Annotated in this window: 12 protein-coding genes and 1 pseudogene; 6 read left to right on the top strand and 7 right to left on the bottom strand. The window is 71.9% G+C overall.

The window, feature by feature from the left end:
- Nucleotides 1-19: 19 nt before the first annotated feature.
- Nucleotides 20-862 carry an amidohydrolase family protein gene (locus ACIPJI_RS32425; protein ID WP_402250387.1) on the bottom strand — a complete coding sequence of 281 codons (843 nt, stop codon included), beginning with the start codon at nucleotides 860-862 and terminating at the stop codon, nucleotides 20-22.
- Nucleotides 859-1,871 (bottom strand): annotated as a pseudogene (locus ACIPJI_RS32420) (aldo/keto reductase). The gene ACIPJI_RS32425 and the pseudogene ACIPJI_RS32420 overlap by 4 nt, the downstream one beginning before the upstream one ends.
- Before the next feature lie 271 nt (nucleotides 1,872-2,142).
- Here ACIPJI_RS32420 and ACIPJI_RS32415 point away from each other — a divergent pair.
- Both ACIPJI_RS32415 and ACIPJI_RS32410 read left to right on the top strand, forming a co-directional pair.
- Nucleotides 2,143-2,763, top strand: coding sequence for a DNA polymerase ligase N-terminal domain-containing protein (locus ACIPJI_RS32415; protein WP_356622511.1), 621 nt, complete (start codon nucleotides 2,143-2,145; stop codon nucleotides 2,761-2,763).
- A gap of 51 nt (nucleotides 2,764-2,814) precedes the next feature.
- Entirely contained in the window at nucleotides 2,815-4,077 is a 1,263-nt protein-coding gene (locus ACIPJI_RS32410; RefSeq protein ID WP_356622512.1) for a cation:proton antiporter, read from the top strand.
- Nucleotides 4,078-4,100: 23 nt separating this feature from the next.
- Here ACIPJI_RS32410 and ACIPJI_RS32405 read toward each other — a convergent pair whose 3' ends face one another.
- Together ACIPJI_RS32405 and ACIPJI_RS32400 are read right to left on the bottom strand one after the other, a co-directional pair.
- Nucleotides 4,101-6,173 carry a SpoIIE family protein phosphatase gene (locus tag ACIPJI_RS32405; protein ID WP_356622513.1) on the bottom strand — a complete coding sequence of 691 codons (2,073 nt, stop codon included), beginning with the start codon at nucleotides 6,171-6,173 and terminating at the stop codon, nucleotides 4,101-4,103.
- A 52-nt stretch (nucleotides 6,174-6,225) separates the two neighbouring features.
- Entirely contained in the window at nucleotides 6,226-7,377 is a 1,152-nt protein-coding gene (locus ACIPJI_RS32400; protein ID WP_402250384.1) for a DUF6777 domain-containing protein, read from the bottom strand.
- A 144-nt stretch (nucleotides 7,378-7,521) separates the two neighbouring features.
- Between ACIPJI_RS32400 and ACIPJI_RS32395 the strand changes: the two genes are divergently transcribed.
- The 3 genes from ACIPJI_RS32395 to ACIPJI_RS32385 are packed head-to-tail and all read left to right on the top strand — an operon-like array spanning nucleotide 7,522 to nucleotide 10,291.
- Nucleotides 7,522-8,349, top strand: a complete 828-nt coding sequence (locus ACIPJI_RS32395) for a YndJ family protein (RefSeq protein WP_402250382.1) — start codon at nucleotides 7,522-7,524, stop codon at nucleotides 8,347-8,349.
- Nucleotides 8,346-8,873: a DUF1990 domain-containing protein gene (locus tag ACIPJI_RS32390; protein ID WP_356622516.1), complete on the top strand. Its 528-nt coding sequence runs from the start codon at nucleotides 8,346-8,348 to the stop codon at nucleotides 8,871-8,873. Before ACIPJI_RS32395 ends, ACIPJI_RS32390 begins: the two co-directional genes overlap by 4 nt.
- A gap of 11 nt (nucleotides 8,874-8,884) precedes the next feature.
- Nucleotides 8,885-10,291 carry a lipase maturation factor family protein gene (locus tag ACIPJI_RS32385; protein WP_402250380.1) on the top strand — a complete coding sequence of 469 codons (1,407 nt, stop codon included), beginning with the start codon at nucleotides 8,885-8,887 and terminating at the stop codon, nucleotides 10,289-10,291.
- An 81-nt stretch (nucleotides 10,292-10,372) separates the two neighbouring features.
- Here the strand turns inward: ACIPJI_RS32385 and ACIPJI_RS32380 are convergent, their stop codons facing one another.
- Together ACIPJI_RS32380 and ACIPJI_RS32375 are read right to left on the bottom strand one after the other, a co-directional pair.
- Nucleotides 10,373-10,543 carry a hypothetical protein gene (locus tag ACIPJI_RS32380; RefSeq protein ID WP_005308489.1) on the bottom strand — a complete coding sequence of 57 codons (171 nt, stop codon included), beginning with the start codon at nucleotides 10,541-10,543 and terminating at the stop codon, nucleotides 10,373-10,375.
- 320 nt (nucleotides 10,544-10,863) lie between these two features.
- Nucleotides 10,864-12,330, bottom strand: a complete 1,467-nt coding sequence (locus tag ACIPJI_RS32375; RefSeq protein WP_307709752.1) for an SDR family NAD(P)-dependent oxidoreductase — start codon at nucleotides 12,328-12,330, stop codon at nucleotides 10,864-10,866.
- A gap of 728 nt (nucleotides 12,331-13,058) precedes the next feature.
- On the opposite strand from ACIPJI_RS32375, the gene ACIPJI_RS32370 reads away from it, so the two are divergent.
- Nucleotides 13,059-14,018 carry a DMT family transporter gene (locus tag ACIPJI_RS32370; RefSeq protein ID WP_307709751.1) on the top strand — a complete coding sequence of 320 codons (960 nt, stop codon included), beginning with the start codon at nucleotides 13,059-13,061 and terminating at the stop codon, nucleotides 14,016-14,018.
- On the opposite strand, the gene ACIPJI_RS32365 is transcribed toward ACIPJI_RS32370, so the two are convergent.
- Complete coding sequence (locus ACIPJI_RS32365; RefSeq protein WP_402250377.1) at nucleotides 13,899-15,134, bottom strand: peptidoglycan DD-metalloendopeptidase family protein; 1,236 nt, start codon at nucleotides 15,132-15,134, stop codon at nucleotides 13,899-13,901. The two genes, ACIPJI_RS32370 and ACIPJI_RS32365, sit on opposite strands and share 120 nt — an antisense overlap.
- Nucleotides 15,135-15,778: the final 644 nt, after the last annotated feature.

Below are 15,778 nucleotides of genomic sequence, written 5' to 3'. Positions count from 1 at the left end.
CCTCCACGCGGGGTGGGCCTCAAAGGCGGTAGACGCGGGTCGCCGTGCCTTCGAAGACGGCTCGCCGCTCCTCCTCGCCGAGGTGCCCGGTCAGCGCCCGGGCGGCGCCGAGGACCTCCGCGTAGCCGGCGGCGAGGTTGCACACCGGCCAGTCGGAGCCGAACATCAGCCGATCCGGTCCGAAGGCCTCCAGCACCGTGTCCGCGAAGGGGCGCAGGCCGGCGACGGTCCAGGAGGACCGGTCGGCCTCGGTCACCAGACCGGAGAGCTTGCAGACGGTGTCGGGGTGCTCCGCCAGGGCGCGGACCGCCCGGGTCCAGGGCCCGAGTTCGGTCGAGGCGACGGGTGGCTTGCCGAGGTGGTCGAGGACGAAGGTGAGTCCGGGCACCCTCGCTGCCGCCCCGGCCGCCGCGGGCAGCTGGTGCGGCAGCACCACGAGGTCGTAGGCGAGTCCGGCCTCCGCGACGGCGGCGAGGCCGCTCAGGACGTCGGGGCGCAGGAGCCAGTGGGGGTCCGGTTCGCTCTGGACCTGGTGGCGGACGCCGACGAGCCGGTGGCCGCCGGGGAGTTCGCGGAGCGCGGCGAGGGTGTCGGCGACGCCGGGGGCGGTGAGGTCGGTCCATCCGACGACCCCGGCGACGAGGTTGTCGGCGGCGGCGAGGGCAAGGAGCTCGGGGGTCTCCTCCACGGCGCACACCGTCTGGACGAGCACGGTGGCACGCACCCCCGCGGCGCGGGCCAGGGGCGTCAGGTCCTCGATTCCGAAGGAGCGCCGGATCGGGGCCATCGCCCGGCCGCTGATCCATTCCTGGTCCCGTACGGAGAGGTCCCACACATGGTGGTGCGCGTCGACGACGTTCATCGCTGCGCTGCTCCGGGGCCGCCGGGTGCCCTCGGCGCTCGCGGAGGCGTGTCCGGCAGCAGTCCCTCTGCGCGCAGTTCGTCGAAGAGCGCCGCCGGTACGGGTGTCGCCAGCAGCTCGGCGGTGTCGCGCACCTGGGCTGCGGACCGGGCGCCGGTGAGGACGCCCGCCACTGCCGGATGGCCGAGGGAGTAGTGCAGGGCTGCGGCGCGCAGGGGTACGCCGTGGCGTTCGGCGGTCTCCTTGAGGCGCAGGGCACGCGCGACGAGGTGCGGCGGCGCGGTGGTGTAGTCGTAGCGGGCGCCGGGGCGGGGATCGGCGATCAGCCCGGAGTTGAACACGCCGCCGACGACGACGCTCTTGCCGCGGGCCGTCGCCTCCGGCAGCAGGTCGGTGAGGGCGCTCTGGTCGAGCAGTGTGTAGCGGCCGGCGCACAGGACGGCGTCGACGTCGGTGTCGCGCAGGAAGCGGGCGAGCATCGCCGCCTGGTTCATGCCCGCGCCGATCGCGCCGACGACGCCTTCGGCCCGCAGTCTTTCCAGCGCCGGGTAGGCGTGCCGGAAGGCGGCCTCCGCGTGGTCGTCGGGGTCGTGGAGGTGGACGACGTCGACGCGGTCGAGGCCGAGGCGCCGGAGGCTGTCCTCGATGCTGCGCAGGACGCCGTCGGCGCTGAAGTCCCACACCCGCCGGTGGTCGGCGGGTACGGCGAAGCCGTGGGTCAGGTCGTCGCCCGCCACCGGGCACGGTTCGAGCAGCCGGCCGACCTTCGTGGAGAGCGTGTACGAGTTGCGCGGCCGGGCACGGAGCGCCTCGCCGAGTCGTCGTTCGGCCAGTCCGAGCCCGTAGTGGGGTGCGGTGTCGAAGGCCCGGATGCCCACGTCCCAGGCGGCTCGACCGTGGCGGCCGCGTCCTCGGGGCCGACGGGTGTGTAGAGATTGCCGATGCCGGACGCCCCGAAGGACAGTTCGGTGATCTCGACCGCACTGTGTCCGAGCGTGCTGCGTCGCATCCGGCTGCTGCCCCCTCGCCAGTGGATCCGGACGTCGTCGATCCATATTCATCGGATCACTGGAAGCAGTCAACGCTCTGGCCCTACGGGAATCGCGGTTTCGCCTCGTCATCTGTCCGATCTATCGCCGCGGTCCGGGCGCCTACCGCGTCAGCGTCACAGGACGGCCGCCTCCCGCCGTCGCGGAAGGAGGGCCGGCGCAGCCGGTGCTTGAGCGTCCTGCGGCCGGGTACCCGCGATCCACACCCGGGGCCGCACCGAAGGAGTTCCCATGCCTGCCCGCGACGCTCTGGCGGAGTACCGCCGCAAGCGCGATTTCCACCGCACCAACGAGCCCGCGGGAAGAGGCGGCCCCCACGACCGCGAGGCGCTCTCGTTCGTGGTCCAGATCCACGACGCGAGCACGATGCACTTCGACTTCCGCCTCGAGGTGGACGGCGTCCTCAAGAGCTGGGCCGTCCCGAAGGGCCCGTCCGCCGACCCGGGCGCGAAGCGTCTCGCCATGCCGACCGAGGACCATCCGCTGGAGTACGCGGACTACGAAGGCGTCATCGCGCCCGGCGAGTACGGCGCCGGCGCCGTCATCATCTGGGACGAGGGCACCTACCGGAGCCTCGCCACCGACCGGCGCGGCAACGAGATCCCCTTCGCCGACGCCTTGGAGGCCGGCCACGCCTCGTTCTGGCTCGACGGCAAGAAGCTGCACGGCGGCTACGCGCTGACCCGGACCCGCGACGGCCGGGACGGCGGACGTGAGACGTGGCTCCTGGTGAAGAAGCACGACCGGCACGCCTCCTCGCACCACGCGCCGGAGCCGCGCCGGGCCCGGTCCGCCCGCACCGGCCGGACCCTCAAGGGGGTGGCGGCGCACGCGTCGTCCAGCAGTGCTTGAGTCGGCGCGCGCTCCGCACCTTCGCCGGAGCCCTGGGCGAGGATGGTGCGGATGATGTTCTCGGACGCCGTCTACGCGGCCTTGGGGGTCGGCGCACTGGCGGCAGCCGTGGTGCCGCGGATCGTGTTCAAGCGCCCGTTGTCGATGCCCATGGTGTTCCTGGCGGCGGGCGCGCTGGTCGGCGCGCTCCCCTTTCCGGTGCCGGTCGTGGACCCGGTACGGGACCGGTTGTGGGTCGAGCACGTCACCGAGGTCTGCGTGATCGTGTCCCTGATGGGCGCGGGCCTGGCCATCAACCGCCCGTTCGGGCTGCGCGCATGGGCCGGTCCCTGGCGTCTGCTCGGGATCACCATGCCGCTCACCGTCGCGGGCACCGCGCTGGCGGCGGGCCTGCTGCTGGACTGGCCGTTCGCCCTCGCCCTGCTGCTGGCGGCGGTCCTCGCGCCCACCGATCCGGTGCTGGCGGCGGAGGTCCGGGTCGGGGAGCCGACCGACGCGGAGCAGGACGAGGACGAGGTGCGCTTCACCCTCACCAGCGAGGCCGGCCTCAACGACGGGCTGGCTTTCCCTTTCGTGCTGGCCGCACTGGCCGCCGCCTCCGCGGCGGCTTCCGGCCGGCCCTTCGAGTGGATCGGCGGCTGGCTGCTGACCGACCTGCTCGGGAAGAGCGCCATCGGCGTGCTGACGGGCCTGGCGGCCGGACTGCTGCTCGGACGGATGTTCTTCCGTGCCAAGGTGTCCGCTCTGCGGCTGTCCGAGCACATGGAGGGCTTCGTCGCCCTGGGCGCCACCTTCGTGGCGTACGGCGTGGCCGAACTGCTGCACGGCTACGGCTTCCTGGCGGTCTTCGTCACCGCCTGCGCCATCCGGTCCGCCGAGCGCAGCCACGGCTACCACAAGGTGCTGCACGAGTTCACCGAGCAGGTCGAACGCCTGCTGACCGCCTTCCTCCTCTTCCTCCTCGGCGGCTATCTGGTCACCGGCGGGCTCGGCGCTCTCGAGTGGCAGGGCGCCCTTCTCGGCCTCCTGCTCATCCTCGTGATCCGCCCGGTCACGGGCTGGGTCGGCCTGCTGGGCTTCCGTACGGGTACCCCGGAGCGGCTCGTCACCTCCGCGTTCGGCATCCGCGGCATCGGCTCGCTGTTCTATCTCGCGTACGCCTTGGGGCAGGGCCGTTTCGCCGCGCACGCCGAAGAGTTGTGGTCCGTCGTCGCCTTCACCGTCCTGGCGTCCGTCATGCTCCACGGAGCCGCGGCCACCCCGGTCATCAGCCGTCTGGACCGGCTCCGCGGCCGATCAGGCCCACCGCCGTGACCTGGCGGTCCCTCGGGGCACCATCAGGGCGCGAGCCGGTCCGGCATACGGAACTCGCACCACACGCACTTTCCGCTGCCGCGTGATTCGACGCCCCAGCTGTCGGAGAGCCGGTCCACCAACATCAGACCCCGCCCGGAGACGCCCGAAACGCCGGCCTCGCGCCGGCGAGGCAGCGCGCTGGAGCGGTCCTCGACCTCGACCCGGAGCCGCCGTTCGGCACCGGCCAGGACCCGCGCCGTGACGATCGCCCCGCCGTCGGTGTGCATCAGCGCGTTCGTGATCATCTCGTCGGCAGCCAGCTCGATGTCGTCCGCCCGCTCGCGGGCGCCCCACGCGCGTACGGCCGCCCGGACCATGTGGCGTGCCGAGCGCAGCGCCTCCGGGTCGCCCTGGGCGACGTGCTGCTGGAGGCGGCCGCCCGCCTGGGCGGTGTAGGCGCCCTTGCGGCGCAGCAGCAGGAGCGCCACGTCGTCGTCGCCCCCGCGTTCGTCCACCACTTCGCAGAGCCGGTCCGCCAGCAGCTGGAGATCGCGCGGGCCGCCGTGCACGAGCTCCGCGAGCAACTGCATCCCGTCGTCGAGGTCGGCGCCGGGCTGTTCGACCAGGCCGTCCGTGTACATCACCAGCGTCTGCCCGGGGTCGAGTTCGACGGTGCTGACCGGGTACTCGAGCCGGCCGAACTCGGCGGAGAGCCCCAGCGGCAGCCCGCCCTGGAGCGCCAGCCTGCGGCAGCTGCCGTTGGGTTCCCTGATCAGCGGGTCGACGTGCCCGGCCCTGACGACCTGCACGACCCCGGTGGACAGGTCGACCTCGGCGTAGGTGCAGGTGGCGAAGCGGTCGGTGTCCAGTTCGTGCAGGAAGACGGACGCCCGGGCCATCACGGTGGCCGGTGTGTGGCCTTCTGCGGCGTAGGCGCGCAGGACGATGCGGAGCTGTCCCATCACGGCGGCCGCGTGTGTGTCGTGGCCCTGCACGTCCCCGATGACGGCCCCGACACGGCCGCCCGGCAGCGCGATGATGTCGTACCAGTCGCCGCCGATGTCCCGCCCGAACCGCGCGGAACGGTAGCGCACCGCGATCTGTGCTCCCGGCACCTCGGGGAGCCGGCGCGGCAGCATGGCCTGCTGGAGCCCCTCCGCGAGGTCGTGCTCCTGCTCGTAGAGCATGGCCCGCTGGATGCTCTGGGCGATGCTGCTGCCGAGCGCCACGAGGAGATTGCGCTCCTCGGCGCTGAAGCTGGTCTTGTCGCTGTAGAGAAGCCCGAGCGCTCCGATGGGGCGGGCCTGGGCGATCAGGGGCAGGTAGGCCGCGGCGGTGATGCCGAGTCCGCGGATGTGCGGCCACAGGACCGGGTAGGACCGGGCGAAGTCGGCCTTGGACTCGATGAAACGCGGGGCGAGCGTGCGCACGACTTCGCTCATCGGGTACTGCTCGTCGACCCGGGTGTAGCGGGTGCCGGGCACGAAAGAGCCTTCCGGCCCTTCGGCCACGAGGTGGATCCGGCCCGACTCGAGGAGTCCCATGACGAGGCTGGTGGCGCCGAGGTGCTCGAGCCCGTGGGTGTTCTTGAGCAGTTCGATGACGTCCTGCACGGTCCTGGCGTGCGCGAGGGCGGCCGTGGTGCTCTCGACGACGCTGGTCTGCCTGCGGCGCTCGAGGTCGACCTCGACATGGGCCGTGGAGTCGGCGAGCTCCTGGGTGGCGTCCCTGACGATGCCGATGATGCGCACGGGGCGGCCGGTCTCGTCCCGCCGTACGCACCCCTGGGTGTGGGTCCACCGCAGGGTGCCGTCACGGCGCCGGATACGGAAGTAGGCGCCGTAGTTGTCGTTCCCTCTCTTGAGCGCCTGGGCCACCATCGTGTCCAGCCGGACGGCCTCGTCGGCCGGTACCCGCACGCCCAGGCTCTCCGGACGGCCGTCGTACTCCTCGGGACGCAGGTCGAACACCTCGAGGCCTGGCCCGTCCATGTGCATGAGCCCGCTTGAAAGGTCCCAGTCAAAGGTGCCCATGCGGTTGAGGTGCAGGCTCACGTCCGCGTGCGCCGGCCAGTCGTCGGGGAGCGACAGGGCACCCGCTGCCCGATCAACCATGGAGCCACTCTGTCATGATTTGTCGTCTTCCACGAGCTGTCGGACGGACCGCTCAGCGCGGCAGCTCGTCCGCCTCCGGAAGGGATTCCTGGCCCGGACCGGCGGGAGCGAGGGGTTCCGCACCGACCGGATCCTGCTCCGGTCCGGCCTCGGACCCCGCGGAGAGTCCGGGGTCGGCCGGTTCGGGCTCCACGAGGTCGGGCACCCCTAGGTCCGGGTCCGCGGGCAGGTCCGGCTGGGGAGCGGCGGGCACCTCGGGCTCCACCGGCGGTTCGGGCGTCGCGGGCTGGGCGGGCGCCGGTTCCACGGGCGGCTGCGGTGGGGCGGTCGAGGGCGCGGGCTCGGGAGTGGGAGTGGCACGCTCCGCACCCGCCGAGTCAGCCGCTCCGCCCGGGTCCGTGCGGCTGGGGTCGGCGAAGACCTCGTCGGGGTCGACGGGCGGAAGCACCGCGGGTCCGGCGTCGTCCTCGCCCTCTGTGCCGCTGGGGCGCTCGATCCAGCCGTTGTCGACGGCGTTGACGAGCAGGAAGTTGTTGACGGCCTGCGTCGCCGGCTTGATCACGATCACCCGGTCGGCCCGGTATCCGGACCAGGGCTCGCCCTTGTTGACCAGCTCGGTCCTGATGGCCACGGGCCGCTTCAGCGGCGCTCCGGAGGCGCAGCGCACCCGCGGCGCCCCGAACTCGTCGACCAGTACGGCGGTACCGGCCTGGAGCACCGACTGCCGGGCGACGGCGGCACCGTCGTGGAAACCGTGGCCGGTGACCCGGACGTCGGCGCGGAGGACGACCGGGGTGAGGCCGCGCAGGAACGCGGCGACGCCGGACCGCTCGACGCCCACCGCTTCGGCGAAGGCCTTCGCCTTGCGCTTGTCCGCCGCCAGCAGCCCGGCCTGGCGTCCGATGTCGCAGGCGGCCTCCCCCTGAATGCCCGCATAGAGGCCCGATGTCGCGCCGGACAACGTACGGAGGGTCACCCCGCCCCCGGACGGGCTCTTGGGCGCACTGGCGACGGCCGGCAGCGCCGGGGGCGCGCCCGCCGTAACGGTCGACGCGGTGAAGGGATCCGGCCCCGGCACGGCGAGCGACTGGAGGAGGAGCTCCTCCGGTTCCGCCGCCCTGCTGTCGCCGCCGCAGCCGGCGGCCAGCGGCCCCAGGCACAGCACGGCGACCGTCGCGTACAGACCACGCATCGGTGAGCGCACCAAGATCTCCCGCCTCCCGCAACTCGAGATGTCCCTCAATTTCTGACGGATCATCACCGAAGTCGCGACTTGAACGCGTTCAGTTCAGCGCATAAGGTCGACGCCAGAAGGGTTTGAACACGTTCAACCGATGGGGGGTGCGGCATGTTCGTACTGGTCAACCTGATCGTCATGCTCGGGATGCTGGTGGTCGTGCCCGCCGGGCTGCGTCTCGTGGACCCCGTACGGCTCGCGCCCGTTCGGCGGATGTGGCCGCTGTTCGCCGTGCCGGGCGCGGTCGCGCTGTGGCTGCCGCGCGGGCCGGCCGCCACCGCGCTCGCCGTCGTCTACGCGCTGGGCACACTGCTGCTCGCCGCCCAGGCGCCGCGGCGGCTGGTGCGCACCCGTTCCTTGGCGCCCGCCGAGATCGCGGTGCTCACGGCGCTGGCCGCACCGTCCGTCGCGGGCCTCGCGCTGGTCGCCGAGCGCACCGGGTACGAGCTGTTCGGCTTCACGCTGCCGATCCTTGCGCTGACGGTGCCGCACCTCCACTTCGCCGGATTCACCGCCGCGCTCGTGGCGGGCATGGTGTGCGGCGCGGCCGCCGGAGGCCTCGCCCGTTTCGCCGCCCTGAGCGTGCCGCTCGGCACGCTGACCGTCCTCGCCGGGTACTTCGTCGACGACTGGGCCGAACTGGCCGGCGCGCTGGTGCTGACCGCGGGCATGTGGGCCGTGGCACTGCTGACCTGGCGCGACGTCCGGGGCACGGAACGGGACCCGTACACCCGGGCGCTGCTGGCCGTCTCGGCGGCCGTTCTGGTGGCGACGATGCTGCTGGCGCTGAGCTGGGCGGTCGGCCAGGCCGCGGACATCCCGCACCCCGGCCTGACCTGGATGGCCGCCACCCATGGACTGGGCAACGCCCTCGGCTTCGCACTCTGCTCGGTACTGGCCTGGCGGAGGATCAAGGACATGAAGGAGAGTGCCGTATGAGCGGCGCGGACAGGGCCACCGGACGACTCACCTACCGGAACGTCGGTGCCACACGGCACGGGCCGCTCCCGGCCGGCTACAACCACCTGCACCACACCACCCGGATCGGCCAGGGCCGGGCCGTCTTCGAGGCGGCGGGCACCGCCGTGACGACCTGGCGGATGCACCGCGGGTCGGGCGTCAGGCTGCGCGCCTCGGCAGGCCGCGCCGAACCCGCGACCCGCGTCGAGGTGTCCGTCGGCGTCGGCCCGCTCCGCATCGACGCGCCGTGCGAGGTGATCTGGACGGTGTACGAGAAGGACCGCACCGGTTTCGCCTACGGCACTCTCGCCGGGCACCCGGAGACCGGTGAGGAGTCGTTCGTCGTGGACCTGCACGACGACGGGTCCGTGTGGTTCACCGTCCTGGCGTTCAGCAGGCCCGCCGCCTGGTACAGCCGGCTCGGCGGTCCGGTCGTGCCCGTGCTTCAGCACTGGTACGCCCGGAGGCTCGGCCACACACTGCGGCGGATCGCCGCGGCCTGATACTGGAAGTGATGGAATGGTTCGGCGACGACGCTTACTGGCTGAGCCGGCTGGTCTTCCAGCGGGCTCTCGCCGCCGTGTATCTCGTCGCCTTCCTCACCGCCGCGCTGCAGTTCCGGGCGCTGATCGGCGAGCGGGGCATGCTGCCGGTGCCCGACTTCCTGCGCCGGGTGCCCGCCAAGGACTCGCCGACCCTGTTCAGGCTGCACTACTCCGACCGCTTCTTCGCACTCGTCGCCTGGACCGGCTGTCTGCTCTCCGCGGCCCTGATCGCCGGAGCCGCCGACCGATTGCCGCTCGGGGTCGCGATGGCGTGGTGGGCGGTGCTGTGGCTGCTGTACCTCTCGATCGTCAACGTGGGCCAGACCTGGTACGGGTTCGGCTGGGAAACCCTGTTGCTGGAGGCCGGTTTCCTCGCGGTCTTCCTCGGCAACGAGCGCATCCAGCCGCCGGTACTGGTGCTGTGGCTGTTGCGCTGGCTGCTGTTCCGGGTGGAGTTCGGGGCAGGGCTCATCAAGATCCGCGGCGACCTGTGCTGGCGAAATCTGACCTGTCTGTACTTCCATCACGAGACCCAGCCGATGCCCGGCCCGCTGAGCTGGTACTTCCACCATCTCCCCAAGGCCGCCCACAGGGTGGAGGCGGCGGCCAACCACGTGGTCCAACTCGGGGTCCCCGTCCTGCTCTTCGCCCCGCAGCCGGTGGCGAGCGTGGCCGCCGGGCTGATCGTGGTGACCCAGCTGTGGCTGGTCGTGTCGGGCAACTTCGCCTGGCTCAACTGGCTGACGATCGTCCTGGCCCTGTCCGCGCTGGACGGCTCGCTCGTCGCGGGAGGCCGCTCACTTCCGGGAGCACCGCTCTGGTTCGAGATCGTGGTGATCGCCGTGACCGCCCTGCTGCTGGTCCTCAGCTACCGTCCGGCGCGCAACCTGCTCTCGAAACGGCAGGCGATGAACCGCTCGTACGACGCACTGCACCTGGTCAACACCTACGGCGCGTTCGGCACGGTGGGCCGGGTCCGGATGGAACTGGTCGTCGAGGGCACCGACGAGAGGACCCTCAAGGAGAGCACCGTCTGGCGGGAGTACGAGTTCAAGGGCAAGCCTGGCGACGTGCACCGGCTGCCGCGCCAGTTCGCGCCCTACCACCTGCGGCTGGACTGGCTGATGTGGTTCGCGGCGCTCTCCCCCGCCTACGCGCGGTCGTGGTTCCTGCCCTTCGTGGAACGCCTGCTCGAAGGCGACCGGGACACACTGCGGCTGCTGCACCGCAACCCCTTCCCCGACAGGCCGCCCGTCCATGTCCGGGCACGGCTCTACCGCTACCGGTTCACCACCGGGCGGGAGCGCCGTGACACCGGGGCATGGTGGCACCGCACATACGTCCGCGAATTCCTGGCGCCCACACGGCTTTCGTGAAGGACGGAAGCGGCGGGGGCTCATCCGTGTGCCCCCGGCCCGGGCGGGCGGGGGGCACACGGATCGAAGCGCGGGCTCAGGTCAGTCGATACCCGGCAGGATGTGCGGTTCGGCGAGGTCGTCCTCGTATCCGGCGAGCCGGATCGGGGCCGAGCGCGCCCAGACCTCCAGATTGCGGATCTCCTCGGCCTTGGCGGCCCGTTCGACGCCGCGCTCAGGCGGTCGTTGGTCTTGCTTCACATCTTGTGTCACCGCGCACTCCTCTGTGTCGCGTAACTGGAACAGGGCAGTTCGGTCGCGGTGGCGCCGTCACTCGGGCGGGACCGCAGCCTGGTTGCAGACCTGTCCCAGGACGGCCGAAGGGGTTTCGTGGATCCCTTGGTGGCTGTCCATTGACCCCAGGTTAACCAAATGAGCACCACCGCGCTCGATGGGGCCTCTAATTCCGCTTGATTCAGGCCAATACCGTGTCCGAACCGCAACAAAAGGCCGGTACACCCGTGTCGGGTGCACCGGCCTCGAGCGCGATGCGATCCACGCCTGGAACAGTGGTGGGATGTGCGCCTGGGCGCCTACCAGTTCGCCGGGGCGTAGTCCTTGAGGAAGCAGCCGTAGAGGTCCTCGCCGCCCTCGCCGCGGACGATCGGGTCGTAGACGCGGGCGGCGCCGTCGATGAGGTCCAGCGGCGCGTGGAAGCCGGCGTCCGCCAGACGCATCTTGTCGGGGTGCGGCCGCTCGTCGGTGATCCATCCGGTGTCGACGGCCGTCATCAGGATGCCGTCCGCCTCGAACATCTCCTGGGCGCTGGTACGCGTCAGCATGTTCAGCGCGGCCTTGGCCATGTTCGTGTGCGGGTGGCCGGCCCCCTTGTAGCCACGGCTGAAGACGCCTTCCATGGCGGAGACGTTGACGACGTACTTCCGCTTGCCGGACGCCGCGGCCATGGCCGGACGGAGCCGGCTGATCAGGATGAACGGTGCGGTCGAGTTGCAGAGCTGCACCTCGAGCAGCTCGACGGGATCGACCTCGGAGACCGTCTGGATCCAGCTGTTCGTGTCGTGCAGGTCGGGTACGAGGCCGCCCGCGTCGATGGCCGTCCCGGCCGCGATGCGCTCGAGCGAGGCGGAGCCGCTGACCAGGGCGAGGTCCGTGACGTCCTGGGCCGTCAGCCCGTCCCCGACGGACGACGGCAGCGCGGCCACCGACTCGACGGCGCCGCTGCCGAAGGTGCCGATGACCTGGGCCGGCGGCAGCTCGCCCGCAGGGAGCGGCGCGCTCTCGGCGGCGAGCAGCTCCCGGTACGCCTGCGGGGAGCGGCGGACGGTCTGGGCCGCGTTGTTGATCAGGATGTCCAGCGGGCCCTCCGCGGCGACGGAGTCGGCGAGGGCCACGACCTGCGCCGGGTCGCGCAGGTCGATACCGACGATCTTGAGACGGTGGATCCACTCGTCACTGTCCGGCATCGCCTTGAAGCGGCGGATCGCGTCGTTGGGGAAGCGGGTGGTGATGGTCGTGTGCGCACCGTCCCGCAGCAGCCGCAGGGCGATGTACATGCCGATCTTGGCGCGGCCGCCGGTGAGCAGGGCCCGCTTGCCGGTCAGATCCGTCCGCGCGTCACGGCGGGCACGGTTCTCGGCGGCGCACGACTGGCACAGCTGGTGGTAGAACGCGTCGACCTCGACGTAGCGCGCCTTGCAGATGTAGCAGGAACGCGGGCGGCGGAGTATCCCGGCGATCTCTCCCATGACGGACGACGACGGCAGCAGGCCCTGCGTCTCGTCGTCGATCCGGGCGGCGGAGCCGGTCGCGGTCGCCTCCGTGACGGCCTTGTCGTGCGCCGTCTTGGCGGCCCGTCGCTCCTGGCGGCGGCGCTGCTTCACCGTCCGGTAGATCCCGGCGGTGGCGCGGCGCACCGCGATCGCGTCCGGGTGGTCGACCTCGAGCTTGTCGAGCTCCTCGAGCACGCTCAGGCAGACGGCCAGCCGCTCCGGGTCGATGCCCGGCCCGTACGCCACCGGGCTGTCCTCTGTCACCGTCATTGCTGGTTGCCGTTCCTCGGTCACTCGAATGCCACGTTTCAAAAGCACGACTGTACTGAGAGTCGAGGGGTCGGCCAAATGACGGCCGTCACGTCGGCCGTCACCGCCGCGGCTCGGGACCTCGGCCCACCGACTCCGGATGGCCGGATTGCGTCGGCTCCGCAGGTGATCGTCGAAGGCACGGACCGGTCTGGACCTCTGATGCCCCTTGGGCCGCCTTGCCCCGAGCGCCCACGGCTGCCGGCAGCCCTGGCGAGGCGCCTCGCGCCGCCGGGGCGGCGGGAGGCGCCTTCGCGCGGCACATCCGTTTTGCGACAGGTTTCACATTTCCCACACAGGTCGGCGGGGCGGGCCCCACTATGTGATCCGTCAGGTCCGACGTGGCGGTCGCCGTGTGCGCTCCGGCCACTTCCAGGGGGGACAGGGCATGCCGGATGGGGGTCCGGCATGCCCTGTCGGGGGCTTTTCGCCGGGCCGCCCCGCGGGCCGATCAGGTTCGTGACGACCGGAGCCTTCTCCAACGTTGCACAAGCATGCGGGTGTCAGTCCCCGAACGGATACTTGAGAGTGAACCGCGTGCGCGCCGACCGGTCCGGCAGTCGTCCCGGGACAGCGCGCCCCAGCCGGAAGGGGGACTTCGGCACTACACCCGTACTACGTCGGTAGTACGCACAAGTGCCTGCTCAAGAACGACGACGTGAAGCCGGACACGGGACAGGGTGGTGACCATGAGCTCCCTCGCGCTGTCCGTGCTCCTGTCACTCGTCTCGGCGGTCGCCTACGCGGCCGGGGCGATCCTCCAGGAACACGTGGCGACCACGACGCCCTCCAGGCCGTACGCCCCGCTGCACCAGGGCCGCTGGTGGGCCGCTGTCGCCCTCAACGGCGTGGGAGCCGTACTGCACGTGGTGGCCCTCGCGTACGGCCCGCTGAGCCTGGTCCAGCCGCTGGGAGCACTCACCATCGTCTTCGCCCTGCCGATGGCCGCGCTGTTCGCCCGGCGCAGAGCCGGCCGCATCGCGTGGCGCGGGGCCATCATGGCGACCGTCGGACTCGCCGGGCTTCTCGCCCTCACGGGGGAGGCGGAATCCCGCTCGCTGGGCACCGCGGGCCGCGGCGTGCTCGCGGCGGTGACCCTCGGCACGGTGGCGCTGCTCTTCCTGATGGCGCAGGGCATGCACCGGCCGATCATGCGCAGTGTCCTGCTGGCCGGCGCGGCGGGCGTCGCCTTCGGCATCGCGTCCGTGTTCACCAAATCGGTGGCCGTGGACTGGCAGTGGAGCTCACCGCTCAGCCAGTGGCCGAGCCTCGCGGTCATCGCCGCGCTGGCGACGGGCGGCCTGCTCCTGTCGCAGGCGTCCTACCGGGGCGCCGGTCTCGCGGCGCCCCTGGCGACGGTCACCGTCGTCAATCCGGTGGTGGCGGCGGTCGTCGGCATCACCATGTTCGGCGAGGACTTCCGCTACGGCGTGGTCGGCACGGTGCTGGCGCTCGCCTGCGGTGTGGTGGCGGCCGGCGGCCTGATCCTGCTCACGCTCGAGCGGATGGGCGGGACTCCAGGCGTGGGATCAGACCGACACGCCTCTCGCCCGCAGGTAGGCGAGGGGATCGATGTCCGAGCCGTACCCGGGACCCGTACGGATCTCGAAATGGAGATGCGGTCCCGTGCTGTTGCCGGTGGATCCTGAGCGGGCGATCCGCTGACCGGCACTCACCTGCTGGCCCGCACGCACGGTCAGCGCGGACAGGTGCGCGTACTGGCTGTAGCGGCCGTCGCCGTGCCGGATGACGATCTCGTACCCGTACGCGCCGCCCCAGCCGGCCGAGACGACCTTTCCTGAGGCGACCGCCTTCACGGACGTGCCGGTGGGCACGGCGAAGTCGACGCCCGTGTGATAGCCGCTCGACCAGGACGAACCCGTCTTCCGATAGGCGGTCGACGGTCCGGCGGCAACGGGCGCGGCGAACGAGGCGGCCTCGGTGCGGGGCTTCTGCGCGGGCTTGGTCTTCGGCTTCGGCGCTGGCGCGGGCGCGGGCTTGGGCTTGGCCTTGGGCTTGGGCGCCGTCTTCGGCTCGGTCTTCGGCGCCGCCTCCGGTCGCACCTTCTCCGCCGGGCGGTCCGGCCTGGCGGTGGCCGTGCGCCGATCCTCCTGCGGTGCGGCCTTGCCCCGCAGGGTGAGCCGCTGCCCGGGGAAGATCAGATCGGGGTCGTCGCCGACCACCGTGCGGTTCTGCGCGTACAACTGCTGCCAGCCGCCCTCGACACGCTCGGTACGGGCGATCCGGGAGAGCGAGTCGCCGCGCGCGACCGTGTAGCCCTCGCGCTGCGTCGGAACGGTCGTGGGGGACGCGGCGGCCTTCGGCGCGATCCGCTTCGGCGGAGCGGCCTGCTGGGGCCGCGGCTGCGTGATCTCGGGGGCGTCACTGCCACGGGTCAGCCCCGCCTTCACGGAGCAGGTCGGCCAGGCGCGCGGCCCCTGCGCCTCGAGCACCTTCTCCGCGACGGCGATCTGCTGATCCTTGGTGGCCAGATCCGCGCGCGGGGCGTACTTGCGGCCGCCGTACGCCTCCCAGGTGGCCTGGCTGAACTGCAGACCGCCGTAGTAGCCGTTGCCGCTGTTGATCCGCCAGTTGTCGGTCGACTCGCAGGCCGCGACCTTCTCCCACACGTCGACGGAGGCGGCGTGCGAAGATCCCGCGCCGACCAGGGGCAGTGCGATGCCGGCGCCGCCGGCCGTGACGGTCAGCGAGGCGCGGTTGATGCGGCTCGGCTGATATCTGCGGTGTCGACCGGTTCCGGCCATGACGGGCTCCCCCTGGACGCAATTCAGGTCATGTCGCAATCGGCCAACTTAGGCGGGGGGTACGGACAGTGACAAGGTCTCAGCGGAGAGCTGGCCGATACCGGACGGTGGCCGAGCGGCGTTTCCCCCACCCCGCCCCTTCCCGAAACCGGGGCAAGCCCCGGACCCCATGGGGCCGACGCCCCCAGCCCCCTCCCTGGGAGGGGGAAAGGATTTGGTGGGGGGCTGACGCCCCCACACCCCCGGAGCGGCAGCTTCGCGCCGCGAAAGGCCCCTGCCACCCGCCGACCGGAACAGACACCGGCCCGGGTGGGGCCCGCCCACGGCCCGGTACGGGCACCGGCCCGGGCCAAGGGGTTTCGGCACGGTACGGGGACCGGCCCGCATCCGAAGGGCCCGCCCTCGGCCCTTACGGCACCGGCCCGGGCCGCGGGCCCCGCGGTCCGGCCCCAGCGGCCACCGCTCCAGGTCCGGACCTCCACCCCGCGTGCAGCGACCACCGGCCGCAGCAGGCCGAGGGCACACCCCCTGCGCGACCGCGTGCCGAGGGAGCCTGTCCGGCGGGAGGGGGGCGGGGTCGGAGGAGGGGGGTGTCCGGAAGTAAAGCGTCGCAACTCGCGCGAAGCGCGGTGAGGACAGCCATT

The organism is Streptomyces sp. NPDC086835, from assembly GCF_044745705.1.
In the GTDB taxonomy this organism is placed as follows: Bacteria; Actinomycetota; Actinomycetes; order Streptomycetales; family Streptomycetaceae; genus Streptomyces.
The sequence above is the reverse complement of the archived record's forward strand: the minus strand, read 5'-3'. Positions and strand labels throughout refer to the sequence as shown.